This is a genomic window from Bradyrhizobium sp. BWA-3-5 (assembly GCF_032917985.1).
Lineage (GTDB): Bacteria > Pseudomonadota > Alphaproteobacteria > Rhizobiales > Xanthobacteraceae > Bradyrhizobium.
This window is the reverse complement of record NZ_CP136626.1, coordinates 5,932,287-5,957,447: the sequence shown is the minus strand read 5'-3', so window position 1 is coordinate 5,957,447 and position 25,161 is coordinate 5,932,287. Positions and strand designations below refer to the sequence as shown.

Annotated in this window: 20 protein-coding genes; 15 read left to right on the top strand and 5 right to left on the bottom strand. The window is 64.1% G+C overall.

From position 1 onward, the window contains the following. Positions 1 to 153 precede the first annotated feature (153 nt). Entirely contained in the window at positions 154 to 1,233 is a 1,080-nt protein-coding gene (locus RX331_RS28715) for a tartrate dehydrogenase (RefSeq protein WP_317252964.1), read from the top strand. Between the two features lie 157 nt (positions 1,234 to 1,390). On the opposite strand, the gene RX331_RS28710 is transcribed toward RX331_RS28715, so the two are convergent. Genes RX331_RS28710 through RX331_RS28700 form a run of 3 tightly spaced genes read right to left on the bottom strand, consistent with a single transcriptional unit; the run spans position 1,391 to position 4,535 of the window. Further along, on the bottom strand, positions 1,391 to 2,305 hold the full coding sequence (locus tag RX331_RS28710) for an NAD(P)-dependent oxidoreductase (protein ID WP_317252963.1): 915 nt from the start codon (positions 2,303 to 2,305) through the stop codon (positions 1,391 to 1,393). Between the two features lie 22 nt (positions 2,306 to 2,327). Further along, complete coding sequence (locus tag RX331_RS28705) at positions 2,328 to 3,578, bottom strand: Zn-dependent hydrolase (RefSeq protein WP_317252962.1); 1,251 nt, start codon at positions 3,576 to 3,578, stop codon at positions 2,328 to 2,330. A 39-nt stretch (positions 3,579 to 3,617) separates the two neighbouring features. After that, the gene (locus RX331_RS28700) at positions 3,618 to 4,535 is read right to left on the bottom strand and encodes a LysR family transcriptional regulator (RefSeq protein WP_317252961.1); all 918 of its coding nucleotides are present in this window, start codon (positions 4,533 to 4,535) and stop codon (positions 3,618 to 3,620) included. A gap of 121 nt (positions 4,536 to 4,656) precedes the next feature. Here RX331_RS28700 and RX331_RS28695 point away from each other — a divergent pair, with 121 nt between their 5' ends. From RX331_RS28695 to RX331_RS28670, 6 genes are all read left to right on the top strand, one after another. Beyond that, the gene (locus RX331_RS28695) at positions 4,657 to 5,478 is read left to right on the top strand and encodes a putative hydro-lyase (protein ID WP_317252960.1); all 822 of its coding nucleotides are present in this window, start codon (positions 4,657 to 4,659) and stop codon (positions 5,476 to 5,478) included. Positions 5,479 to 5,561: 83 nt separating this feature from the next. After that, on the top strand, positions 5,562 to 6,806 hold the full coding sequence (locus RX331_RS28690; RefSeq protein WP_317252959.1) for an ABC transporter substrate-binding protein: 1,245 nt from the start codon (positions 5,562 to 5,564) through the stop codon (positions 6,804 to 6,806). A 184-nt stretch (positions 6,807 to 6,990) separates the two neighbouring features. Next, positions 6,991 to 7,869 (top strand): branched-chain amino acid ABC transporter permease, encoded by an 879-nt coding sequence (locus RX331_RS28685; protein WP_317252958.1) that lies wholly within the window; start codon positions 6,991 to 6,993, stop codon positions 7,867 to 7,869. Further along, complete coding sequence (locus RX331_RS28680; protein ID WP_317252957.1) at positions 7,869 to 8,849, top strand: branched-chain amino acid ABC transporter permease; 981 nt, start codon at positions 7,869 to 7,871, stop codon at positions 8,847 to 8,849. Before RX331_RS28685 ends, RX331_RS28680 begins: the two co-directional genes overlap by 1 nt. Beyond that, positions 8,846 to 9,580, top strand: a complete 735-nt coding sequence (locus RX331_RS28675; protein WP_317252956.1) for an ABC transporter ATP-binding protein — start codon at positions 8,846 to 8,848, stop codon at positions 9,578 to 9,580. Before RX331_RS28680 ends, RX331_RS28675 begins: the two co-directional genes overlap by 4 nt. Continuing rightward, complete coding sequence (locus RX331_RS28670) at positions 9,564 to 10,268, top strand: ABC transporter ATP-binding protein (protein ID WP_317252955.1); 705 nt, start codon at positions 9,564 to 9,566, stop codon at positions 10,266 to 10,268. Before RX331_RS28675 ends, RX331_RS28670 begins: the two co-directional genes overlap by 17 nt. Positions 10,269 to 10,408: 140 nt before the next feature. Here the strand turns inward: RX331_RS28670 and RX331_RS28665 are convergent, their stop codons facing one another. Beyond that, entirely contained in the window at positions 10,409 to 11,068 is a 660-nt protein-coding gene (locus RX331_RS28665; RefSeq protein WP_317252954.1) for an aldolase, read from the bottom strand. 111 nt (positions 11,069 to 11,179) lie between these two features. Here RX331_RS28665 and ltnD point away from each other — a divergent pair, with 111 nt between their 5' ends. The 8 genes from ltnD (at position 11,180) to RX331_RS28625 (ending at position 23,611) form a co-directional block, all read left to right on the top strand. Continuing rightward, entirely contained in the window at positions 11,180 to 12,094 is a 915-nt protein-coding gene (gene ltnD / locus RX331_RS28660) for an L-threonate dehydrogenase (protein ID WP_317252953.1), read from the top strand. A 28-nt stretch (positions 12,095 to 12,122) separates the two neighbouring features. Beyond that, positions 12,123 to 12,905 carry a 2-oxo-tetronate isomerase gene (gene otnI, locus RX331_RS28655; protein ID WP_317252952.1) on the top strand — a complete coding sequence of 261 codons (783 nt, stop codon included), beginning with the start codon at positions 12,123 to 12,125 and terminating at the stop codon, positions 12,903 to 12,905. Beyond that, the gene (gene otnK / locus RX331_RS28650; RefSeq protein WP_317252951.1) at positions 12,902 to 14,179 is read left to right on the top strand and encodes a 3-oxo-tetronate kinase; all 1,278 of its coding nucleotides are present in this window, start codon (positions 12,902 to 12,904) and stop codon (positions 14,177 to 14,179) included. The genes otnI and otnK overlap by 4 nt, the downstream gene beginning before the upstream one ends. A 182-nt stretch (positions 14,180 to 14,361) precedes the next feature. Continuing rightward, positions 14,362 to 16,053, top strand: a complete 1,692-nt coding sequence (locus tag RX331_RS28645) for a methyl-accepting chemotaxis protein (protein ID WP_317252950.1) — start codon at positions 14,362 to 14,364, stop codon at positions 16,051 to 16,053. A 245-nt stretch (positions 16,054 to 16,298) separates the two neighbouring features. Beyond that, positions 16,299 to 18,329, top strand: coding sequence for a HAMP domain-containing methyl-accepting chemotaxis protein (locus RX331_RS28640; protein WP_317252949.1), 2,031 nt, complete (start codon positions 16,299 to 16,301; stop codon positions 18,327 to 18,329). A 208-nt stretch (positions 18,330 to 18,537) separates the two neighbouring features. Then, a complete protein-coding gene (locus tag RX331_RS28635; protein WP_317252948.1) occupies positions 18,538 to 20,238 on the top strand; it encodes a methyl-accepting chemotaxis protein in 1,701 nt (566 codons plus the stop codon). 431 nt (positions 20,239 to 20,669) lie between these two features. After that, entirely contained in the window at positions 20,670 to 21,638 is a 969-nt protein-coding gene (locus tag RX331_RS28630; protein WP_317252947.1) for a helix-turn-helix domain-containing protein, read from the top strand. A 233-nt stretch (positions 21,639 to 21,871) separates the two neighbouring features. Next, on the top strand, positions 21,872 to 23,611 hold the full coding sequence (locus RX331_RS28625) for a methyl-accepting chemotaxis protein (RefSeq protein WP_317252946.1): 1,740 nt from the start codon (positions 21,872 to 21,874) through the stop codon (positions 23,609 to 23,611). 12 nt (positions 23,612 to 23,623) lie between these two features. Here RX331_RS28625 and RX331_RS28620 read toward each other — a convergent pair whose 3' ends face one another. After that, complete coding sequence (locus RX331_RS28620) at positions 23,624 to 25,150, bottom strand: L,D-transpeptidase (RefSeq protein ID WP_317252945.1); 1,527 nt, start codon at positions 25,148 to 25,150, stop codon at positions 23,624 to 23,626. Positions 25,151 to 25,161 lie beyond the last annotated feature (11 nt).

The window sequence follows — 25,161 nt, the reverse complement described above, 5'->3', positions numbered from 1 at the left end:
GAGGGAGGGACGAAATTGGTAGGCGGATGCGGTCATGGCGGTCAACATTGCAGTGCAGCGTTGCGCAAGTGGCGGGTTTGGTCCATTGCAAGGCGATCAAATACCCGGCATTAGCCCCTCACGAACTGGCAACGAAACTCAAGGAAATTCTCGATGAGCAGCGCCAAGAAGCAATACCGCGTCGCAGTCATTCCCGGCGACGGCATCGGCAAGGAAGTGATGCCCGAGGGCCTGCGCGTGCTGGAGGCGGCTGCGAAAAAGCACGGCGTCACCGTGCAGTTCGATCATTTCGACTTCGCCTCCTACGACTATTACGAGAAGCACGGCGAGATGATGCCGGAGGACTGGAAGGCGAAAATCGGCAAGCATGACGCGATCTATTTCGGCGCGGTCGGTTGGCCGGCCAAAATTCCTGACCACATTTCCTTGTGGGGCTCGCTGATCAAGTTCCGGCGCGAGTTCGACCAGTACGTCAATTTGCGTCCGGTGCGGCTGATGCCGGGGGTGCCGTCGCCGCTCGCAGGCCGCAAGCCGGGCGATATCGATTTCTGGGTGGTGCGCGAGAACACCGAAGGCGAATATTCATCCGTAGGCGGTCGCATGTTCCCGGATACCGACCGCGAATTCGTCACCCAGCAGACCGTGATGACGCGCACCGGCGTCGACCGCATCCTGAAATTCGCGTTCGACCTGGCGCAGTCGCGGCCGAAGAAGCACCTGACCTCGGCGACCAAGTCCAACGGCATCTCGATCACGATGCCCTATTGGGACGAGCGCGTGGAGGCGATGGCGAAGAAATATCCCGGCGTGAAATGGGACAAGTACCACATCGACATTCTCACCGCGAACTTCGTGCTGCATCCCGATTGGTTCGATGTCGTAGTCGGCTCGAACCTGTTCGGCGACATCCTCTCCGATCTCGGTCCGGCCTGCACGGGAACGATCGGGATCGCGCCGTCGGGCAACATCAATCCCGAAGGCGATTTCCCGTCCGTGTTCGAGCCGGTGCACGGCTCGGCGCCTGACATCGCGGGGCAGGGCATCGCCAACCCGATCGGCATGATCTGGTCCGGTGCGATGATGATGGAGCATCTTGGCGAGAAGGAAGCCGCGCAGTCGATCGTCGGCGCCATTGAGCGTACGCTCGCCGAACGCACGCTGCGGACGAAGGATCTCGGCGGCAATGCGGATACCACGGCGTGTGGGAAGGGGGTCGCCGAGATGGTGGATTGATTTCTTCCTTCTCCCCTTGTGAGACAAGGTGGCGCGAAGCGCCGGATGAGAGGTTCTCTCCGCGGAGACAGACCCCTCATCCGTCTCGCTGCCGCTGCGCGTCAGCGATCCACCTTCTCCCACAAGGGGAGAAGGAAGAGGGGCAGCGCCTATGCCTCTATTTCCCCTTCACAATCCTTCGGCAGTGCTCCCAGGCCGCGCGCATCAGATTCTCGCTCGCTTCCGGCGTGCGGAAGGCGGAATGCGCCGATAGGGTCACGTTGGGCAGTTTGGTCAGCGGATGATCGGCCGGCAGCGGCTCGGTGTTGAAGACGTCGAGGCCGGCATGACGGATATGGCCGGATTGCAGCGCCTCGATCATCGCCTCTTCGTCGACGATGGCGCCGCGTGCCGTGTTGACGAGAATGACGCCGGGTTTCATCCCCTCGATGCAGGCGCGGGAGATCAGGCCGCGCGTCTCGTCGTTCAAAAGCAGATGGATCGAGATCACGTCGCTCTCGGTCAGGACCTCGTCGTAATCGAGGAACTCGACCTTGGGAAATTTCTTGGGCGAACGGTTCCAGGCGATGACGCGCATGCCCGACCCGATCGCGATCCGCGCGACCTCGGCGGCGATGCCGCCGAAGCCGATCAGGCCGAGCGTCTTGCCGGTGAGCTGCATGCCGTCGTCGCGCAGCCAGTTGCCGGCGCGGATGCCGCGGTCCATCTTGGCAAGCCCGCGCGCGCCTTCCCACATCAGCGCGATGGCGCATTCGGCGACCGCCGTGTCGCCATAGCCTTTGATCAGGTGGACGTGGATTCCGGTCTCGGCCAGCTCTTCCGGGTTCATGTAGCTGCGCGCGCCGGTGCCGAGAAACACGACGTGCTTCAACCCGGCGCACTTCTTGGCAATGTCGGTCGGCAGCGCGGTGTGGTCGACAATGGCGATCTCGGCACCGTCGAGAATTTCGGGATATTGCTCCGGGGCGATATCGGGATTGCGGTTGATCCGCACCTCGGGGTCACCGGCTTGCTGCAGCCGCTCGAAGATCACGGCCAGCGATTCATTGGCGTCGACAAATACTCCGCGCATGGTTTCCCCCAATGCTTGTTTATCAGGATGCGACGCCGGCCAGCGCCAGCACGGTATGCATCAGCACGTTGGCGCCCGCCGCGCAATCGGGCTGGGTCGCGTCTTCCAGTTCGTTATGGCTGATGCCGTCCTTGCAGGGCACGAACACCATTGCCGCCGGCATCACGGTGTTGAGGTTGCAGGCGTCATGGCCCGCCCCCGATGTGATCCGGCGGTGGGAATAGCCGAGCATCTTGGCGGCATTCTCCACGGCATCGACGAGCTTCGGATCGAAATGCGTCGGCGGCTTGCGCCAGATCAGGTCGAACTGCACCTCGACCTTGCGCCGCGCCGCGATTTCAGCAATCGCCGCGCGCAGATCCTTGTCCAGCGCATCCATGATGGCGGCGTCGGCGCTGCGGCAGTCCACCGTGAAGGCGATCTCGCCGGGAATGACGTTGCGCGAGGGATTGGCGATCACGGCCTCGCCGATGGTGCCGACCGCCTTTGGGCCGTGCTTTTTCGCAATCGATTCCATCGCCAGCACGATTTCCGACAGCGTCGCCAGCGCGTCGCGCCGCAGCGGCATCGGCGTCGAGCCGGCATGGCTCTCAAAACCGATGATCCTGCCGTCGTACCACAAGACGCCCTGGCCGGAATCGACCACGCCGATGGTCTTGTTCTCGGCTTCCAGGATCGGGCCCTGCTCGATATGCAGCTCGACGAAGCCTGAGAATTTTTGCGTTCCCACCGCCGTCTTGCCGCGATAGCCGATGCTGTCGAGCGCCTCTGCCACCGTGACACCTTCGGCGTCCTTCCGCGACAAAATGTCGTCGGTGGTGAAATCGCCGACGTAAGCCGCCGAGGCCATCATCGCCGGTGCAAAGCGCGAGCCTTCCTCGTTGGTCCAGTTGCAGATGCAGATCGGCGCCTCGGTTTCGATGCCGGCATCGTTCAGCGTGCGCACTACTTCCAGCGCCGCCAGCGTGCCGAGCACGCCGTCATATTTGCCGCCGGTCGGCTGCGTATCGAGGTGGGAGCCGAGGCCGATCGGGGCCTTCGACATGTCGCGGCCCTTGCGCAGGCCGAACATTGAGCCCAGCGCATCGACGTGCACCTCCAGCCCGGCGTCCTCGCAAGCCCTGCGGAACCAGTCGCGCACCTGCTTGTCCTCTGGCCCCAGCGTCAGCCGGCGAACGCCGCCCTTCGGCGTGGCGCCGAATTTGGCGGTTTCGTGAATCGTTCCCCACAGCCGGGCGGAATCGATCTGCAGGTTGGATCCGATCTTGGTCATGGGCTACTTCCGAAACGACAAACGCGGGGATAGGCCGCTTCAATGACGCGCCAGCGGCGGCGCGTCAACAATGACGCCGCCGCGCGCCAGGCTGGTGGCGATTTCGACCACGCGCTCCACCGCGACCGTGTCGGGGGAGGCGAGCCAGCTTGCCGAAAATGTCAGCGGCGCGAGCTGCAGATTGGTCGATAGCAATTGCAGCCGGCCGCTTGCCATGTCGTCCTCGACAATTGCGGTCGGGATCAGGGCAATGCCGAGGCCTTCGATCGCCATGTGGATGACGGTGGCGAGCGAGGCGGAGGCATGCAGCCGGATCGGCGGTAAATCTGGCCGGTTGAACAGGGAGCGCACGATTTCGTAGGGCTGGGTCCGCCGCGAGAAGGTGATGATCGGGAATTTCGCGAGATCGTGCAGCGTCAGTTCCTGCTTGCCGAGGCCGAGCGAGGGGCTCGCGGTGAAACCGACCGGATAGTCGCAGAGCGGGCGGTTATTGACCATCGGCGCCGACAGTGGCCCGAGCACAAAGGCGAGCTCGATCTCCTGCGCCAGCAGGCGGTTGCGCAGGTTCGAGGTGATGTCGACCTCGATCTCGAGCGACAGGTTCGGGTAGGCGTGATTGACGCTCTTGATCAGCTGCGGCAGCCAGGTGTGCACGATGGTTTCGGCGACGCCGAGCCTGAGCACGCCGCGCATCGCCGAGCGGTCGCCGACAACGGCCAGCATCTCCGAACGCAGCCCGATCAGCTTCTCGGCATATTCAAGCAATTGCCGGCCGTGCGGGGTCGGCAGCACCATGCGGCGGTCGCGCTGCAGGAGTTTTACGCCGACCTCGCGTTCGAGTTGCGCGATCCGTTGCGAGATCGCCGGCTGCGTCGTGTTGAGCTTCTGGGCGGCGCCGCGGAAGCTGCCGAGCGTGACCACCCACATGAAGGTTTCCATTGCCTTGAAATCGGTCATGCACCCTCTGTCCGCAGCTTGATAAGTGTGATTTATTGAATTCAATTAGAAAAGACGATTAGACATTATCATAGCCATATGACGGAGTAGATGCCAACAAGATTGGAAGCGGGGATCAACGATGACCAGCTTGGCGAGGGACGAACGACCGGCTCACGATACGGCGGATTTATCGCCCAGCGTCGCGGCCCGGCATGCCTGCCGCACCGGCATGGCGGCGACCACGGCCGGTGTCGCCAACGGCTACGTCCAGGGCAACCTCGCGATCCTGCCCGAAAAACTCGCGAGCGCCTTCCACCGCTTCTGCCAGCTCAATCCCAAGCCGTGCCCGATCATCGGCATGTCCGATGTCGGCGACCCCCGCATTCCCGCACTCGGCGTCGACCTCGACATCCGAACCGATCTGCCACGCTACCGCGTCTGGCGCGACGGCGAGGTGGTGGAGGAGCCGACCGACATCATCACGCATTGGCGCGACGATCTCGTCGCCTTCGTGATCGGCTGTTCCTATTCGTTCGAGGAAGCGTTGCTGGCGGATGGGCTGCCGATCCGCCACATCGAGCGCAAGCTGCGCGTGCCGATGTACCGCACCAACATCGCTTGTGCATCGGCGGGGCCGTTCGCCGGCCCGATGGTGGTGTCGATGCGTCCGTTCAAGCCGGCGGACGCGATCCGCGCGGTGCAGGTCACCTCGCGCTTTCCTGCCGTGCACGGCGCGCCGGTTCATCTCGGCCATCCGCATTCAATCGGCATCGCCGACATCAACAAGCCCGATTACGGTGATGCGGTGCCGATTGCGGCCGACGAAATTCCGGTGTTCTGGGCCTGCGGTGTCACGCCGCAATCGGTCATCCAGGCCGCAAAGCTGCCGTTTGCGATCACGCATTCGCCCGGCTTGATGCTGGTGACCGATCTCCTGAACAAACAGCTTGCCCTGCTTTGATGCAATCGCTGCTGTGCATTGAGGCTTTACCGTAACCATCAACCGTTTCATCGGTAGTCGCAAATCCAACAAAGGATATCGCCATGACCATCACGCGCCGAAACGTACTGCTTGGAGCCACCGCTGCTGCGGCGCTTGGACCCATCGCCGCCCGCGCGCAAACGTCCGAAGTCGTGATCGGCGTGATCTATCCGTTCTCCGGCGCCAGCGCGCAGATGGGCGTCGATGCGCAGAAATCGTTCGAGACCGCGCTCGACATCATCAACAAGAACCATGATTTCGATCTGCCGCTGGCCAAGGGCGAGGGCCTGCCGGGCCTCGGCGGCGCCAAAATCCGCCTCGTCTTCGCCGACCACCAGGCCGATCCGCAGAAGGGCCGCGCCGAGACCGAGCGCCTGATCACCCAGGAGAAGGTCTGCGCCGTCATCGGTACCTATCAGAGCGCGGTCGCCGTCACCGTCAGCCAGATCTGCGAGCGCTATCAGGTGCCGTTCATCTCGGCGGACAATTCCTCGCCGAGCCTGCATCGCCGCGGCCTCAAATTCTATTTCCGCGCCGCGCCGCATGACGAGATGTTCTCGGCCGCGATGTTCAATTTCTTCGATGCGATGAAGAAGAAGGGGACCAAGATCGAGACGCTGTCGCTGTTCCACGAAGACACCATCTTCGGCACCGACTCCGCCAACACCCAGCTCAAGCTCGCCGCCGACCGCGGCTACAAGATCGCGACCGACATCAAGTACCGCTCCAACTCACCGTCTTTGTCGGCGGAAGTGCAGCAGCTCAAGAACGCCAATGCCGACGTGCTGATGCCCTCGAGCTACACCACCGACGGCATCCTCCTGGTCAAGACCATGGCCGAACTCGGCTACAAGCCGAACGCGATCGTGGCGCAGGACGCCGGCTTTTCGGAAAAGGCGCTCTATGACGCCGTCGGCGACAAGCTCGAAGGCGTGATCTCGCGCGGCAGTTTCTCGCTCGACCTCGCCGCCAAGCGGCCGATGGTCGGCAAGGTCAATGCAATGTTCAAGGAAAAGTCGGGCAAGGATTTCAACGACCTGACGTCGCGGCAGTTCATGGGCCTGCTCGTGATGGCGGATGCCATCAACCGCGCCAAGTCGACGGATGGTGAAAAGATCCGCGAGGCGCTGGTCGCCACCGATATCCCGGGCGAGCAGACCATCATGCCCTGGAAGCGCGTCAAGTTCGACGAGATGGGCCAGAACAACGACGCCGATCCGGTGCTGCTGCAATATATCGGCGGCAAGTTCGTCACCATCTTCCCGCCGCAGGCTGCGATTGCCGAAGCCGTCTGGCCGATGAAATAGGCTGGCAACGCCGGGGGCGGGGAGGGAACGACATGACGATGACGAGGAATCTCGCTCGTTCCGTCATTGCGAGGAGCGCAGCGACGAAGCAATCCATCGTGCCGCACGAAGAAGGAATGGATTGCTTCGCTTCGCTCGCAATGAGGCGTGGTGAGAGCGACGCCTCCGTGACGGAGCAACTTTCATGACCGCCGAGACCATCATCCAAAGCCTCGCCAGCGGCCTGCTCATGGGGTTGCTCTACGGCCTGATCGCCGTCGGCCTCGCGCTGATCTTCGGCCTGATGGACGTCGTGAACTTCGCCCATGGCGAATTCCTGATGATCGCGATGTATGCGACGTTCTTCCTGTTCGCGTTCTTCGCGATCGATCCGCTATTGTCGGCGCCGCTGGTCGCGGCGGCGCTGTTCGTGTTCGGGGCCGTAGTCTATCTATTGATCGTGCGCTTTGCCGTGCGCGCGAAAGCCAATGCCGGCATGGTGCAGATCTTCTCGACCTTCGGCCTTGCCATCGTCATGCGCGGCCTCGCGCAATATTTCTTCACCCCGGACTACCGCAGCGTCACCCATTCATGGCTCGGCGGCAAGACCGTCTCGGTCGCCGGCATCTTCCTGCCGGTGCCGCAACTGGTCGGTGCGCTGCTTGCGATCGCCGCCTTCGGCGCGCTCTATCTCTTCATCAACCGCACCGACTTCGGCCGCGCGCTGGAGGCGACCCGCGAGGATGCCGGTGCGGTGGCATTGGTCGGCATCGACAAGAACAAGGTGTTTGCGCTCGGCTGGGGCCTTGGCGCGGCGCTGGTCGGGCTGTCGGGCGCGATCATGGCGATCTTTTTCTACATCTATCCCGACGTCGGCGCCTCGTTTGCGCTGATCGCCTATGTCACGGTCGCGCTCGGCGGCTTCGGCAGCGTGTTCGGCGCCTTTGCCGGCGGCATAATCGTCGGTCTTGTCGAGGCGACGACCGCGCTGATCCTGCCGCCCTCGCTCAAGGCGGTCGGCATCTACGCCGTCTATCTCCTTGTCGTCTTCATCCGCCCGCGCGGCCTGTTCGGATCGATGTGATGGATACCGCTTTCGCAAGAAGCCGCCGCCGCGACCTCATCGTCGCCCTCGTGCTCGCCGCGATCGCGGCCATTGTTCCCCTGTTCGTCAAGGACGTCTACGTCCAGAACATCATGGTGCTGACGCTGATGTGGGGCGCGCTGTCGCAGAGCTGGAATATCCTCTCCGGCTATTGCGGGCAGATCTCGCTCGGCCACGCGCTCTATTTCGGGCTCGGCGCCTACACCACCGCGCTGCTGTTCACCAAATTCGGCGTGCTGCCATGGTTCGGCATGCTCGGCGGCGGGGTGATCTCAGCGCTGATCGCTATGGCGCTCGGCTATCCCTGCTTCCGCCTGCGCGGGCATTATTTCGTCATCGCCACCATCGTCATCGCCGAAATCGGCCTGCTGCTGTTTCACAACTGGGATTGGGCGGGCGCGGCGATGGGCATCGAGATTCCCGCGCGCGGCGATAGCTGGCTCAAATTCCAGTTCCCGCGCAGCAAGCTGCCGTACTTCTACTTCGCGCTGGTGCTGGCCTGCGTCGCCTGGTTCGTCACCTGGTGGCTGGAAAATTCCAAATGGGGCTATTGGTGGCGCGCGGTAAAGGACAATCCGGAAGCGGCCGAAAGCCTCGGCGTCGATGTCTTCAATTCCAAGATGGGCGCGGCGGCGGTATCGGCGTTCCTGGTCGCGGTCGGCGGCAGCTTCTATGCGCAGTTCGTCTATTTCATCGACCCTGAAAGCGTGATGGGCTTTCAGTTCTCGCTCTTGATGGCGCTGCCGGCGGTGCTGGGCGGCATCGGCACGCTGTGGGGCCCGATGCTCGGCGCGGTGATCCTGATCCCGCTCACCGAATTGACGCGGTCCTATGTCGGCGGTTCCGGCAGGGGTGTCGACCTGATCGTCTATGGCGGCCTGATCATCGCGATTTCGCTGGCGCGGCCGCAAGGGCTGATCGGCCTGTTCTCGCCCAAGCGCAAGGAGGCGGCGCGATGACCAAGCCTCTTCTGGAGACCCGCGGTGTCTGGCAACGCTTCGGCGGCCTGATCGCCAACAGCAACGTCTCGATCTCGGTCGGGCGCGGCGAGATCGTCGGCCTGATCGGCCCGAACGGCGCCGGCAAGTCGACGCTGTTCAACCTGATCGCCGGCGTGCTGCCGCCGACCCAAGGTTCGATCATTTTCGATGGCGAGGACGTCACCGGGCTGCCGGCCGCCGAGCGTTGCCAGCGCGGCATCGGCCGCACCTTTCAGGTCGTCAAGAGTTTCGAGACCATGACGGTCATCGACAACGTCATCGTCGGCGCGCTGGTCCGTACCACCGTGATGCGCGATGCCCGCCGCAGGGCGCATGAGGTGCTGGAATTCTGTGGCCTCGGCCCGCGCGCCCATGTGCTCGCCAGCGATCTCGTTCCGTCGGAAAAGCGCCGGCTGGAAGTGGCGCGAGCGCTGGCGACCGAGCCGAAACTGCTGCTGCTCGACGAAGTCCTCACCGGACTGACGCCGGTCGAAGCCAAGACCGGCGTCGAACTGGTGCGCAAGGTGCGCGAGACCGGCGTCACCGTGCTGATGGTCGAGCACGTCATGGAAATCGTGATGCCGCTGGTCGACCGCGCCATCGTGCTCGATCTCGGCAAGGTGCTGGTCGAGGGCAAGCCAACTGAGGTCGTCCGCGATCCCAAAGTCATTACCGCTTATCTCGGAGACCGTCATGCTGTCGGTGCATGAAGTCACCACCGCCTACCAGGGCCTTGTCGCGATCTCCTCGGTCTCGATCGAGGTGGCGAAGGGCGAGATCGTCTGCGTCGCCGGCGCCAACGGGGCCGGCAAGTCGACGCTTTTGAAATCGATCGCCGGCGCGGAGCGTCCGCGTTCCGGCACCGTGACGTTCGATGGCACCCGCATCGACGGCATGGCCCAGCACATCATCACCTCGCGCGGAATCGCCTATGTTCCGGAAAACCGCCGGCTGTTTCCGCGCCTGTCGGTGCGCGACAATCTTCGGCTCGGCAGCTATCTCTATCGCGGCGAGTCCGACCGCGAAGCGCCGCTCGATCTCGTCTTCGAGCTGTTCCCGCGTCTGCAGGAGCGGCTGGAACAGCGCGCCGAGACGCTCTCCGGCGGCGAGCAGCAGATGCTGGCGATCGGCCGCGCGCTGATGACGCGCCCGCGCCTGTTGATGCTCGACGAGCCGTCACAGGGCATCATGCCAAAGCTGGTCGATGAAATCTTCCAGGCCGTGAAGCGCATCCGCGACGCCGGCATGACCGTGCTGATCGTCGAGCAGCGCATGTCCGAATGCCTGGAGATCGCCGATCGCGCCTACATCCTGCAGACCGGCCGCGTGCTGATGCAGGGCAGTGCGACCGAGATCAGTGTCAATCCGGATGTACGGAAGGCTTATCTGGGGCTGTAGAGCCACACTCGCGCCGTCATCGCCCGGCCTTGTGCGCAATTGCGCACCAGGACCGGGCGACCCAGTACTCCGAGGCGTCGCGGCTTGAATCGATAAGCCTCGGCGTACTGGATACCCCGCCTTCGCGGGGTACGGCGGTCTTAGTCGTGGTGATGTTCGGGCAATGCCACTCCGAACACATCAGCCAAATCCTTCACCTGTTCCGGTGACAGATACCTCGGGTTCAGCCCGCGCAGCAGCAGATACAACTTCGCCGTCTCCTCCAGTTCCTCCATCGCGAACACCGCCGCCTCCAGCGTGTCGCCAGAGACCACCGGGCCATGGTTGGCGAGCAGCACGGAGGAATATTTCCCGGCCAGCCCCTTGATGGCGTCGGCGACATCAGGGTCGCCCGGCCGGTAATAAGGCACGAGCGCGGTCTGTCCGCACTTCATTAGATAATAAGGTGTCATCGGCGGCAGCACGGCACGGGGGTTGATCTCGGGCAGCATCGACAGCGCCACCGAATGGGTCGAATGCAAATGCACAATGGCGCGCGCCGCATCGCGGCTCTGGTAGAGCGCGGTATGCAGCGGCACTTCCTTGGTCGGCGCGTCGCCGGAGACCAGCCGCCCGTCGGGCCCGAGCCGCGACATTCGTGCCGGGTCCAGAAAGCCCAGTGAGGCATTGGTCGGCGTCACCAGCCAGCCGCCATCGTCGAGTTTCACGCTGATATTGCCCGAGGAGCCCGGCGTCAGCCCGCGCTCGAACAGTGAGCGGCCGAGGCGGCAGATTTCCTCGCGTATCCTGGTTTCGCTCATCTCGGTATTTTCCGGCCGCTTCCCGTTTTTTGTCTTGTCTCACGCTTTGGCAGCGCGGCCAAGCCGTGTTACCCAGAGCCAAACCTGCCAAGAAACGTCGAGGGACCGCCAATGCCAGAACCCACCAAACCGCGCGTTGCCGTCATCGGGCTGGGCTCGATGGGCTACGGCATGGCGACCTCGCTGCGCCGGGCCGGGCTCGAGGTCACCGGCTGCGACGTTTCGGCGGACACCGTCAAACGTTTCGTCGCCGATGGCGGCAAGGGGGCCGCGACACCTGCAGAAGCGGCAAAATCGGCCGACATCGTCGTCAGCGTGGTCGTCAATGCCGCCCAGACCGAGACCATCCTGTTCGGCCCGAACGGCGTCGCCGAAACCCTCGGCAAGGGCGGGGTGTTCATCTCCTCCGCCACCATGGACCCCGACGTCGCGCGACGCCTCGCCAAACAGTTGGAGGAGACGGGGTGGCACTACCTCGACGCGCCGATTTCCGGCGGCGCGCAACGCGCCGCACAGGGCGAACTCACGATCCTCGCCTCCGGCAGCCCGGCCGCGTTTGCGAAAGCGCGTCCGGCGCTCGATGTGATGGCGGCAAAGCTCTACGAGCTCGGCGATGCCGTCGGACAGGGGGCCGCGTTCAAGATGATCAACCAGCTTCTCGCTGGCGTGCACATCGCCGCTGCCTCTGAGGCGATCGCGTTTGCCGCCAAGCAGGGCCTCGACATCCGAAAGGTCTATGAGGTGATCACGGCCTCCGCCGGCAATTCCTGGATGTTCGAGAACCGCATGCCGCATGTGCTGGACGGCGACTACACGCCGCGCAGCGCGGTGGAGATTTTCGTGAAAGACCTCGGCATCATCCAGGACATGGCGCGCTCGCAGAAATTCCCTGTGCCGGTCGCGGCCGCCGCGCTGCAGATGTTCCTGATGACGGCAGCAGCGGGCATGGGCCGCGATGACGATGCGTCAGTCGCGCGGATGTACGCCAAGGTCACCGGCACGCATCTGCCGGGCGAGCCGAAGTAACGTCGCAAGATCAAGTAGGGGATCGCCGATGCCGCGTTTTGCTGCCAATCTCTCCATGATGTTCACCGAAGTTCCGTTCCTCGATCGCTTCGAGGCTTCGGCGAAGGCGGGTTTCACCGCGGTCGAATTCCTGTTTCCCTACGATCACCCGGCCGACGCCGTCGGCGAGCGGCTGAAAAAGAACGGCCTGACGCAGGCGCTGTTCAACCTGCCGCCCGGCAATTGGGACGCCGGCGAAAAAGGTTTTGCCGCGCTGCCGGCGCGGTTTGACGATCTGAAGCGCAGCCTGGAAACGGCGCTGCCATATGCCAAGGCGACCGGCGTCAAGCGGCTGCACCTGATGGCGGGCATCGCCAGCCGCAGCGACGCGAAGGCGGTCGAGCAGTTCTACAAGTCGGTGGCATGGACGGCGGAATTCTTCGCACCCCACGGCCTTGACGTCGTGATCGAGCCGATCAACCCCCGCAATGTGCCCGGTTATTTCCTCAACGATTTCGGCTTCGCCCGCGACCTGATCAATGAGCTGAAGATTCCGAACCTGAAGCTGCAGTTCGACATCTATCACTGCCAGATCATTCACGGCGACCTCACCATGCGGCTGCGCGAGATGATGCCGATAACAGGCCACATCCAGATCGCCAGCATTCCCTCGCGCAACGAGCCCGACGGCGAAGAGCTGAACTATCCGTTCCTGTTCACTGAGCTCGACCGGCTCGGCTATGGCGGCTTTGTCGGCTGCGAATATAACCCGCGCGGCAAGACCACCGATGGGCTCGCCTGGTTCAGGCCCTACGCGGGAGTAAAGCCGTGAAACTTGCCCTTGGCTGCATCGCCGACGACTACACTGGCGCGTCCGACCTCGCCAACACGCTGACCCGTCAGGGTCTGCGCACCGTGCAGACCATCGGCGTTCCTTCGGACGATCTGGCCCTGCCCGAAGCCGATGCGGTCGTGGTCTCGCTCAAGAGCCGCTCGATCGAGGCAAGTGTTGCGGTTGAACGTTCGCAGGCGGCGGAGAAATGGCTGCGCGGCCGCGGCGCCGGCCACGTGCTGTTCAAGATCTGCTCGACCTTCGATTCCACCGATGCCGGCAATATCGGCCCGGTCATGGACGCGCTGCGCGCCTCATCCGGCGACGCCATCGTGCTGGTGACGCCGGCCTTTCCGGAAACCGGCCGCACCGTCTATCAGGGCAATCTGTTCGTCGGTTCCGTGCCGCTGAACGAAAGCCCGCTGAAGGACCATCCGCTCAATCCGATGCACGATTCCAATCTGGTGCGGGTGTTGGCGCGGCAGAGCCGGACCAAAGTCGGCCTGGTCGATCTGGCGACGCTGTCGCGCGGTGCCGAGGCAGTTCGCGGACGTGTGGCCGAGCTGGCGGGCAAGGGCATGGGAGCAGCGATCATCGACGCCGTGTTCGACCGCGACCTGGAAACGATCGGCGCGGTGGCGCTCGATCATCGTCTGTCGGTCGGCGCGTCCGGCATCGGCCTTGGCCTGGCGCGGGCACTGGTCGCTTCCGGTAAGGCCAAGTCGGGATCCACGAAGGCGGCATCCGGCGCGCCGGTCGGCGGACCGGCAGCGTGCCTGGCCGGAAGCTGCTCGCAAGCGACGCTGGCGCAGATCGCCAGTGCCGAAAAAACCATGGCCGTGTTCCATCTCGACCCCGAGCAGATCATCCAAGGCCCCGATGAAGCCCGCCGCGCGCTGGCATGGGCGGGCGCGCGAATCAGTGAGGGTCCGGTCTTGATCGCCAGCAGCTCGACGCCGGATCAGGTCGCAGCTCTGCAATGCCGTCATGGCCGCGATGCAGCCGGGCATGCCATTGAGCAGGCGATGGCCGATATCGCGAAAGGGCTGGTGCAATCTGGCGTGCGCCGGCTGGTGGTCGCCGGTGGTGAAACTTCAGGCGCCGTCGTCGACCGCCTGCGCATTCCAGGATTCCTCGTCGGTGAGGAAATCGCTGCAGGCGTGCCGGTTTTGCGCGCGGTGGGCGCCGACACGGGCGAGATGCTGCTAGCCCTCAAATCAGGCAATTTCGGCGGGCCTGAGTTTTTTTCCGATGCTCTGAAGCTGATGCGCTGATCGGCTTGGCGCGCGTTCCATCGCCGGCGAGTCCGGACGGAGTCGGTATTTTTACCACCGTTCGTTAACTCAACCTGAGGACGCATCAGATTTGATGCGGGCAAGGCATCCATCTTTCTTCCAACTCGCCTTTGCCACCATCCGGCGCGTTCCCGCGCGTCCAAAACCAAGAGATACCCGCCATGCTCGCCAAGTACTCCATTCGTACCAAGATCATTGCCGTGGTTGCCTTCCTGCTCGTCGCCATGACGGGCATGGGCCTGCTGGCGGTCCGCAATATGCGCTCCATCAACGCCAATACGATCGACATCTCGACGAGCTGGCTGCCCAGCGTCCGCGTGCTCGGCGACCTCCGCGCCGGCGTCATCACCTACCGCAACGTGATCCGCGAGCACATGCTGTCCGACACGCTGGAAGAAAAGCTGGCGATGGAGAAGACGCTGGCGACCGTCATCGAGGCCAACACCAAGTACCGCGCGACCTACGAGCCGATGATCACCTCTCCCGAAGAGCGCGCCCTCTACGCCGAATGGTCGAAACTCTGGGACAAGTACAAGGCGGGTACCCAGGAGGTGATGGCGCTGTCGCGCAAGGCGGTGGGCAAGATGCCGACCGAGGCGCACGATCTGAATACCCATACGGTCAACAAGATCGGGCTCGAAGCCGATGCCATTCTGAACAAGGATATCGAGCTCAACAAGAAGGGGGCCGACAAGGCTGCGCAGGATGCCGCCGACAGCTACGCCTCAGCGCTGATGATGCTCGCCATGATTCTTGCCGCAGCCGTCATCCTGGGCGCCGGGGTCAGCGTCTATCTGGTGCGCGACGTCTCAAGCGGCATTGCCTCGATCGTCCAGCCGATGCAGGCGCTGGGCAAGGGCGATCTGAGCGCCAAGGTGCCGCATCAGGGCGAAAAGACCGAAATCGGCGCGATGGCCGATACCCTGCAGGTGTTCAAGCAGGCGCTGATCGCCAAGAAGGCCGCCGACGAGGCCGCTGCCGCCGACGCCGAAGCCAAGATCGAGCGCGGCCGGCGGGTTGACGGCATTACCCGCAATTTTGAAAGCGTGATCGGCGAAATCGTGCAGACGGTGTCGTCGGCCTCGACCCAGCTCGAAGCCTCGGCGAGCACGCTGTCGGCAACCGCCAACCGTGCCCGGGAGGTCACCACCACGGTCGCGTCGGCTTCCGAGGAGGCGTCCACCAATGTGCAGTCGGTGGCGTCAGCCACCGAAGAGCTTTCCTCCTCGGTCACCGAAATCAGCCGCCAGGTGCAGGAATCGGCACGGATGGCGACGGGGGCGGTCGGTCAGGCCCGCACCACGAACGATCGCGTCAGCGAATTGTCGAAGGCTGCCGCCCGCATCGGGGACGTGGTCGAGCTGATCAACACCATCGCCGGCCAGACCAATTTGCTGGCGCTTAACGCGACCATCGAGGCGGCACGTGCCGGCGAGGCTGGTCGCGGCTTCGCCGTGGTGGCGTCGGAGGTGAAGGCGCTGGCGGAACAGACCGCCAAGGCCACCGGCGAAATCAGCCAGCAGATTAACGGCATCCAGGGGGCTACCCAGGAATCCGTAAACGCCATCAAGGAAATCAGCGGCACCATCGAAAGGCTGGCGGAGATCTCCTCGACGATCGCGGCGGCCGTCGAAGAGCAGGGCGCGGCAACGCAGGAAATCTCACGGAACGTGCAACAGGCGGCGCGGGGCACCCAGGAGGTCTCGAGCAACATCACGGACGTCCAGCGCGGCGCTAACGAAACCGGCGCAGCCTCCTCGCAGGTGCTTTCAGCGGCGCAGTCGCTCTCCGGTGACAGCAAGCGCCTCAGGCTCGAGGTCAGCAGATTTCTGGAGTCGGTCCGGGCCGCCTGACGCCCGGCCGATCGCAGACGAAGGGCCCGCCTTCCGAAAGGAGACGGGCCTTTTCGCGCCATACGAGAGGCGGCACGTAATGCAACCGCCCGAAAACCCCATAATTCCACGCAAGCGGAAATTAACCGGTCGCAGCTAGCCTGCGTCGGCATCGCCGGGATTCGCGCGCGAAGGTTGCCGGTTCCTTCGGGCCGCAAATTCCGCCTTGGGAAAAACTGCTTCAGAAGAAATGTGGGGTCGTCGACATGATCAAGCTCAACCGTATCGGAAATAAACTGGGCTTGGCCGGCGCGGTCGGCGTGCTGCTGGCGATCGGCATGGTCGCCAACCAGATGGTCACCGAGGCGAAGATCGAGGAAGCCAGCGAGCGCGCCACAAGGTCGCAGCAGGTGGCGAACAATGCGCTCGCCGCGCATATCGACCTGCGCAAGATTCAGCTTGCCGCGGGCGATGTCCGCCTGGCGCGCAAGTCCGCTGAAGTCGACAAGGCCGTTGCCGATCTGCAGCGCCACAAGGCGAGCGCGGCAAAGGAGCTCGAGGCCGCGCTGTCGATGGCCCAGCAGCCCGACGCCAGGGAACGGCTGCAGAAGACCAAGGCCCTGATGGAAGGCTTTGTTACCGCGGTGGAGGATCTCGCCAAGGCGCAGACCACGCTGCTGGCACAGATCGACAAGCGTTCGGTCATTTCGGAAGAATGGAACAAGGGTGTCGACGCGCAGTTGAAGCTGCCCGCCATGGCCAAGCTGGACAACCGCCTCGAGATCGAGCGCCTGCTGTTTCAGGCCGACGGCAAGGTGAACTCGCTGCGGGCGAACGCCTGGAAGCTCGGCGCCACCGGCGATGCCAGCCTGGTCACGGAGATGGCCAAGACCGAGGCCTCGCTCAAGGATGTGTTCAACAAGCTGCGCGGTGAGGCCGATGACCGGGATCTGCTGGTCGTGGTCAGCAACCTCTCCTCAGTCGTCAAGCGCTTCCTGGCCGCCAACGAGGAAGCGGTACGGACCGAGCAATCGAAGAACGAAATCATCGCCACCCGCACCGTCAAGGCCGCGGCCGATGTCGCAGACCTGATGGAAGCCACCGTCGAGGCCGCGCAACGGGATGCCAGAATCTCCAAGGACGCGGTCATGGCCGATACCGAGCGCGCCAACCAGATCAACCTGATCATGGCGATCATCGTGGTCGCCTCGCTGATCGCCTCGGTGATCTTCTCCTTCCTCGGCGTCGCCCGTCCGATGACGCGCCTCAACGGCGCGCTGGGCGAGATGGCTGGCGGCAATCTCGAGGTCGAGATTCCCGGCGCCGGCCGCGGCGACGAGATCGGCGACCTCGCCAAGACGGTGACCGTTATCCGTGAGAACGCCGAACAGAAGGCCCGCGAGGAAGCCGAGGCCAAGGTCCAGCAGGACCTAGTCGCGGCACAGCGGCGCAAGCAGGAAATGATCAAGCTCGCCGACGATTTCGAAGGCGCGGTCGGCAATATCGTGGAGACGGTGTCGTCGGCGTCGAGCCAGCTCGAAAGTGCCGCCGGTACGCTGACGACAACTGCGGAACGCGCCCAAGAACTGACCACGATGGTCGCCGCGGCTTCCGAGGAAGCGTCCACCAATGTGCAGTCGGTGGCTTCCTCCACCGAGGAGATGGCCTCGTCCATTACCGAGATCGGCCGTCAGGTCCAGGAATCGGCGCGGATGGCCAACGAGGCTGTCGACCAGGCCCGCACCACCAACAACCGGGTCAGCGAATTATCGAAGGCGGCGGCCCGCATCGGCGCCGTGGTCGAGCTCATCAACACCATCGCCGAGCAGACCAATCTGTTGGCGCTCAACGCCACCATCGAGGCGGCGCGCGCCGGCGACGCCGGCCGCGGTTTCGCCGTCGTCGCGTCCGAAGTGAAGGCGCTGGCGGAGCAGACCTCGAAGGCGACCGGCGAGATCGGCCAGCAGATCACGGGCATCCAGGCCGCGACCGAAGAGTCGGTCGGCGCGATCCAGGCGATCAGCTCCACGATCGAGCGGCTGTCGGAAATCTCCTCGACCATCGCCGCCGCGGTGGAAGAGCAGGGCGCTGCCACTCAGGAAATCTCCCGCAACGTGCAGCAAGCGGCGCGCGGCACCCAGCAGGTCTCCGCCAACATCACCGACGTGCAGCGCGGCGCCGGCGAGACCGGCACGGCCTCCTCGCAGGTGCTCTCCTCGGCGCAATCGCTGTCATCGGAATCGAACCGGCTCAAAGCCCAGGTCGGCAAGTTCCTCAATTCGGTGCGTGCGGCCTAAGTCGCCGGCGGACCAGCAAGGCTGAAAAGGCCCGTCCCTGAATAAGGGGCGGGCTTTTTGCTTGTGCGGGCGGCCTTGGACCCCACGCATTCCGGCAAGCGGAAAATCCCCGTAAATCTACTGACTGCAAAATTAACGGGTAGAAAGCCGCTCGCCTATACGATTCCGCGAAATGGGACGGACGACCGTCGTCGCGTGGAGATCGATCATGTTTGCAATGATGAGCCGGGCCAAGATGACCGTTGGCCGAAGGATCTATGCCTTGATCTGCCTGAGCTTCGCCGGGCTGCTCGGCGTTACCTTCCTCGAGTCGCGCGAACTGGCCTCGAGCCTACATCAGCAGAAACAGATCGAGCTGCGGCACCTCGGCGAACTCGCGCTCGGTATCGTCAAGGAAGAGCACGCCGCGATTCAGAAGAGCGGCGTTCCGGAGGCCGATGCGCAGAAGCGGGCGATGGCGCGGATTTCGGCGCTCCGCTACGGCAGCAACGACTATTATTGGATCAACGACATGCATCCCAAAATGGTGATGCACCCGATCAAGCCGGAAATGAACGGCAGCGATCTGTCGAATTATAAGGATCCGAATGGCAACCTGTTGTTCGTTGATTTCGTCAAGACCGTTCAAAAGGACGGCTCGGGCTTCGTCGGCTATGAGTGGCCCAAGCCGGGCTTCGACAAGCCGCAGCCGAAATTGTCCTATGTGGTCGGCTTCGCGCCGTGGAACTGGGTCATCGGCACCGGCGTCTATATCGACGACCTGAAGGCGCAGACCTGGGTATCGACCCAGCGCTCCCTGATCGTGGCCGGCGTCATCCTGCTGTTCATTCTGGTCGTGTCGATCTTCGTGGCACGCAGCATCACCGCGCCGTTGCGGCGGATGACCGCCACCATGAACGACCTCGCCAGCGGCAAGCTCGACATCGAGGTGCCTGGCGTCGGGCGCGGCGACGAGATCGGGGAGATGGCCAAGGCGGTCGAGGTGTTCAAGAGCAACGCGGTCGCGCGCCAGTCGCTGGAAGCTGAGCATCGTGCTGCCGAGAGCCGCGCCGCAGCGAGCCGCAAGGCGGATATGCACAAGATGGCCGACGATTTCGAGACCGCGGTCGGCCGCATCGTCGAGACCGTATCATCGGCGTCCAGCCAGCTCGAAGTGTCCGCGAGCACGCTCACGGCGACTGCGGAACGCGCCCAGGTCCTGACGACGACGGTCGCCGCCGCCTCCGAAGAGGCGTCGACCAACGTGCAGTCGGTGGCGTCGGCCACCGAGGAAATGGCCTCGTCCGTCACCGAGATCAGCCGCCAGGTCCAGGAATCGGCGCGGATGGCCAATGATGCCGTGGGCCAGGCCCGCACCACCAACGAGCGCGTCAGCGAATTGTCGAAGGCGGCGACCCGCATCGGCGACGTCGTCGAACTCATCAACACCATCGCGGGCCAGACCAACCTGCTCGCGCTCAACGCCACCATCGAGGCGGCGCGCGCCGGCGAGGCTGGCCGCGGCTTCGCGGTGGTGGCGTCCGAGGTCAAGGCGCTGGCCGAGCAGACGGCAAAGGCCACCGGCGAGATCGGCCAGCAGATATCGAGCATCCAGGCGGCGACCCAGGAATCGGTGAACGCGATCCAGGCGATCAGCGGCACCATCGAAAAGCTGTCGGAGATTTCGTCGGCGATCGCAGCGGCCGTGGAAGAGCAGGGCGCTGCGACGCAGGAGATTTCCCGCAACGTGCAGCAAGCCGCGATGGGCACCCAGCGGGTTTCCACCAATATTGCCGACGTGCAGCGCGGCGCCAACGAAACCGGTTCCGCGTCCTCTCAGGTGCTCACGGCGGCGCAGTCGCTGTCGGGCGACAGCAACCGCCTCAAGCAGGAAGTCGGCAGGTTCCTCTCTTCGGTGCGGGCGGCCTGATTGGGCAACGACGTGCGTCCTGAACCCAGCCGCTCATGCCGGCTTTGGGGGCCGCGATTCGAATCAGAAACGCGAATGGCTGTGCGCGGCCGGTTTTTCGGCTGCACGCCGCGTGCAGGACATCCCTAGATCGCAAATTGCGATTGCGATCCGGGCCGATCAATCGCCTTGGGTGAAACTGGGGCAAAATCTGGCCGGTGAATTTCCGTAAACCGGGAAAGATTGGTAGAACGTATGGGCATCGCGAAGAGCCGATGCCATGTGTTCTGCGTCAATGAAGACGGGCCAGGACTCAAGACGCTTCATCCGATGGCAGGGTGCATAGAGGCGCCCTCCGCTGTGACCAAGTTGCGCGTATGATCCCTCTCAAACCCGGCTAGCGTTTTTTTCGTTGTTGCGACGATCGCTGCCGAGGGCTCGGTGACCGCCGCGTGTCGTTGCTTGATGAACTAGTTGAATCCGACTTCGTGAAGATCAGCCGGTCTCCGGATTTCGATCATTTCCGGAGCATTGAAGGCTTGGGCGAGGCCAGCAGCATTCCGCTCGGTGTCCGCGACTTCGCCGCATCCTTTGCCTCGTTGAGGCTGAAGGGCTGCACGATCTATCTGCAGCGGACGTTTCCGCGCATTCTTCAGATACAATATTCGACGACCGGCGCGATCGTCGGCTTGATGATGAACGATGAGGCGACGCTGATCGTGAACGGCGTCGAGGGCCGTGCGCCTGCACTGCTGCTGGTCAAGGGCACTGCGAGGTGCGACTTCGTCGAGCAGCAGGCTAATCTCGTTGCCTTCGTGAACTTCGATTCCATCGACGATCGCGGCTGGCCGGGTGAAGTCGACCGCGCCGAGGTGATCGGCACCGAGCGCGCCAAATTCGACGCGCTTCGCACCACGTTGTGCGACGTGCTGATGCTCGCATCGCATTCCCCCGATACGCTGGCCCAGCCGAACGTGATCGGGAGCATCGAAGAATCGATCCTGCAGGCGGTTGATCTGGTGATGGCCGCGGCATCGCCGGCTCCCGAAGGCAAGCGCCTGAGCTTGAGCCACTATCTGGCACTGATCCGAAAGTTCGACGAGTTCGTCGCCGCCAACACCGGCAAGACGCTGTACAGCGCCGACGTCGCGCGACAGCTTGGGGTCTCGGTTCGGACTCTGCATAACGCCGTGGTTGCGATTCGCGGCATGAGCATGCATCGCTATATGCGGCTGCGGCGGCTGTGGAACGTGCGCCAGCAGCTGGTGCGGACGGAATCGCCGCAGTCGATCAAGGCCGTCGCGCTCGCGCATGGCTTCTGGCACATGGGCGAGTTCACCGCGCTGTATCGCGAGCTGTTCGGTGAAACGCCGCAGCAGACGTTATCGGCGGCTCGCGGGCATCCGAAATGTACGCCGTGATTCCGTAGTACTACCGGTCCGTGAACCCGGATCGACTTAGTCGCTAATTAACCAACGCATGGAATCTTGGCGACCAAGGATGCCGCTCTGTGGCCGTTCGCCACAGGAGCCCTTCGTTCGCAACGAACCGGCTCGTCCGCATGGCCCGGCGCCTGCCAAACCGTTATCCCCCGGTTGGGAACAGACGGTCTTCTCCAGCGGTCCAATTCATCCTGTTCGCGAGGACTAAAGTCATGTCCGGCATCACCCGTCTCCTTCTCAATCTCTCAATCGGCGCCAAGCTCGGCATCGCCTCCGGCCTCGGCGTCCTCCTCGTCGCCACGATGGTGATCGTCCAGGTCCGGTTCAACGCATCGATGCGCGATCTCGACATGCGCATGGCCGGCCAGCAGACGATCGCCCGCGACGCGGTCGATGTGAAGGCGTCGCTGCGCGGCATGCAGACCGGCGTGCGCGATCTGCGCCTCGCCGAAAACGCGGCCGACCTGCAGAAGGCGAAGGACTATCTGTCGGCCCGATTGGCGTCCGTGAACAAGTTTTCCGACGAGATGATGAAGCTGTCCAAGTCCGCCGAGAACCGCGCACGGATCGAGAAGCTCAAGACGAGGGCCGCGGACTACGAGAAGGGCGCTCTGCAGATCGCGGCCGTTCGCGCCCAGGCGATTGCTGCGGGCGCCGGCAGCGATGCCGCGGCAAAGGCGTTCGATGAAGTCAAGCGCATCGCGCGCGAGACGACGCTGCCGATTGCGGCCGAAGTCGAGCCGCTCGCCGATCAGGTCGCCAACTTCGCCAAGCACAGCGTGGAAGAGCAGGCTGCGCTGGCCGCAAAGGAAATGAGCGCGGCCGAATCGGAGTCGATGGCAATCGGAATCGGCACGATGCTGCTGTTGATCGCCACCAGCATCTTCTCCTTCTTCACGATCGCCCGTCCGATGCAAGCCCTGAGCGTCTCGATGGAAGAACTCGCCGGCGGCAATTTTGCCGTCGTGCTGCCGGGCCTTGGCCGCAAGGACGAACTTGGCGCGGTCGCGGGCGCGGTGGAGAAATTCAAGGTCGTCTCCGAGCAGAAAGCGCGGGACGAGGCCGAGGCCAAGATCAAGCAGGACCAGATCGCTGCGCAGCAGCGCAAGGCCGAAATGGTCCGCCTGGCCGACTCCTTCGAAGCCGCCGTCGGCGAGATCGTGGAAACGGTCTCCTCCGCCTCCACCGAGCTCGAAGCCTCGGCGAAGACGCTGACCTCGACAGCCCAGCGGGCCCAGCAGGTCACTACCATGGTCGCCGCGGCCTCGGAGGAGGCGTCCACCAACGTGCAATCAGTCGCGTCGGCGACCGAAGAATTGTCTTCCTCCGTCAACGAGATCAGCCGCCAGGTGCAGGAATCCGCGCGGATGGCCGGCGAAGCGGTCGACCAGGCCCGCTTTACCAACGATCGCGTCGGCGAGTTGTCCAAGGCGGCAGCGCGCATCGGCGACGTCGTCGAACTGATCAACACCATCGCCGGCCAGACCAACCTTCTGGCGCTCAATGCCACGATCGAGGCGGCGCGTGCCGGCGAGGCCGGCCGCGGCTTTGCGGTGGTTGCTTCCGAAGTGAAGGCGCTGGCCGAGCAGACCGCCAAGGCCACCGGCGAGATCGGCCAGCAGATCACCGGCATCCAGGGCGCGACGCAGGAGTCGGTAGGCGCGATCAAGGAGATCAGCGGCACCATCGAACGGCTGGCCGAGATCGCCTCGACAATTGCGGCGGCCGTGGAAGAGCAGGGCGCCGCGACCCAGGAAATCTCCCGCAACGTGCAGCAGGCGGCCGAAGGCACCCATCAGGTCTCTTCCAACATCACCGACGTCCAGCGCGGCGCCGGGGAAACCGGCTCCGCCTCCGCGCAAGTGCTTTCGGCGGCCCAGTCGCTCTCCGCCGACTCTAGCCGCCTCAAGATGGAGGTCGGCAAGTTCCTGGATACGGTGCGCGCGGCGTAGCGAGAGGAGCTGTTACCACCAGCGCGGTTGCATCGGCTGGAAGTCCTGGGCACCGCGCCGGCGCGTATAGACGGGCTGTGAGTTCCAGCTGGGCTGGAAAAAAGAGCCGAAGCCGTCGTCGTTCTCGCCGGCGATCAGCATGTCGGGCGGCGTCGGCTTGCGCGTGATGAAGCCGCCTTGCGGCTGATTGCTCAGCACCGTCACGAACTCGGTGCGATAGTTGGTTTCCTTGCTGAGCGCTTCATCCGAGATGATGATGGAGGAGCGCGGCACCGCGGTCGGCGCGATGCGATCGAGCACTTCCGGCGGGATGGTGATGCGGTCGAGGGCGGACTTGGCGTTGTCGCCATGGTCGATGGTGACCACAGACCAGCGCAGGCCCGTTTCGTTGCGGGCCATCGCCGTGAACACATGCGTGCCGATCGGCCGTTCGGGATTGCGGATGTTGATCGGAACCTCGATCGATGCATCGAACACCACGCCGCCGCCGTCAGGAGCCGGCTTTTCCGTCGGGCGGCGAACGTAAAGCTTCTGCGTCGCGCGGCTGACATAGATCGAGACCGGCGCGAGCGCGAGCTTGGCCTCGCTCGCCGCCTTGGCGGTTTCGGCCTTCTTGGTCTGGGCCGCCTTGGCGGCGTCCTTGGCTGCGGCCGCGGCGTCGAGCTTCGATGTCGCGTCGGCTTTGGCGGTGTCGAGCTGTGCTGCAAGCTCCGCGGCCTTGGCCGAGACCTTTTGCTTGAGTTCCTCGGCACGAGCCTTGGCCTCGTCGGTCTTGGCTGAAGCGAGCGCCTTCTCGATGGAGGCGAGTTCAGCATCAGCGCGCGCTTTCAGTCCCTCCAGCTTACGCAGCGAGGCCGTCAGGGCAGCCGTCTCGCGTGCGGCCGCCGCTGCGGCCTTCTTTGCCGAATCAGCCGTCTTGGCGGCCTCGGCCGCCTCGCGGGGAAGCGCCTCCGCTTTGGCCGGCGCGGCCGCAAGCGCCTCCCGGTTCGGCACCGGCAGCGCCGGATGAGAGAACTCCTCCGGCTCGGCGTTCTCAGGCGAGATGATCACCCGCATGCCGATCCGCGTCTTGTCGAACAGCCTCTCGGCAAAGCCGAACGGCATCCGCACGCAGCCGTGCGAGGCCGCATAGCCGGGTAGGGGCCCGCCGTGCAGCGCGATGCCGTTCCAGGTGATGCGCTGCATGTTGGGCATCGACGCATCGTCGTACATGTTCGAGTGGTGGTCCTTTTCCTTGTCGACAACCGCGAAGATGCCGGCCGGCGTCTCGCGTCCCGTGGTGCCGGTAGAGACCGGCGCGCGCAGGATCCAGCCCTCGGCATCGTAGAGCGTGACCTGCTGGGTCCTGATCGACACGATCGCCATGATCGGCTCGCCGGGATCGCGCGGGGCCGTCGCCTCCTTGACGGGCGCGGGGCGCGCCTCTCGCGCCACAGCGCCGGCGGTGAGCGCCATTATTGCCGTGAGCGCCACAACGGCAGGGGGACCCCAACGCCGCGCCGCCATGGTGGTCCGCGCCGCCCTGGATCGACTTGCCATTGAGATGTCCT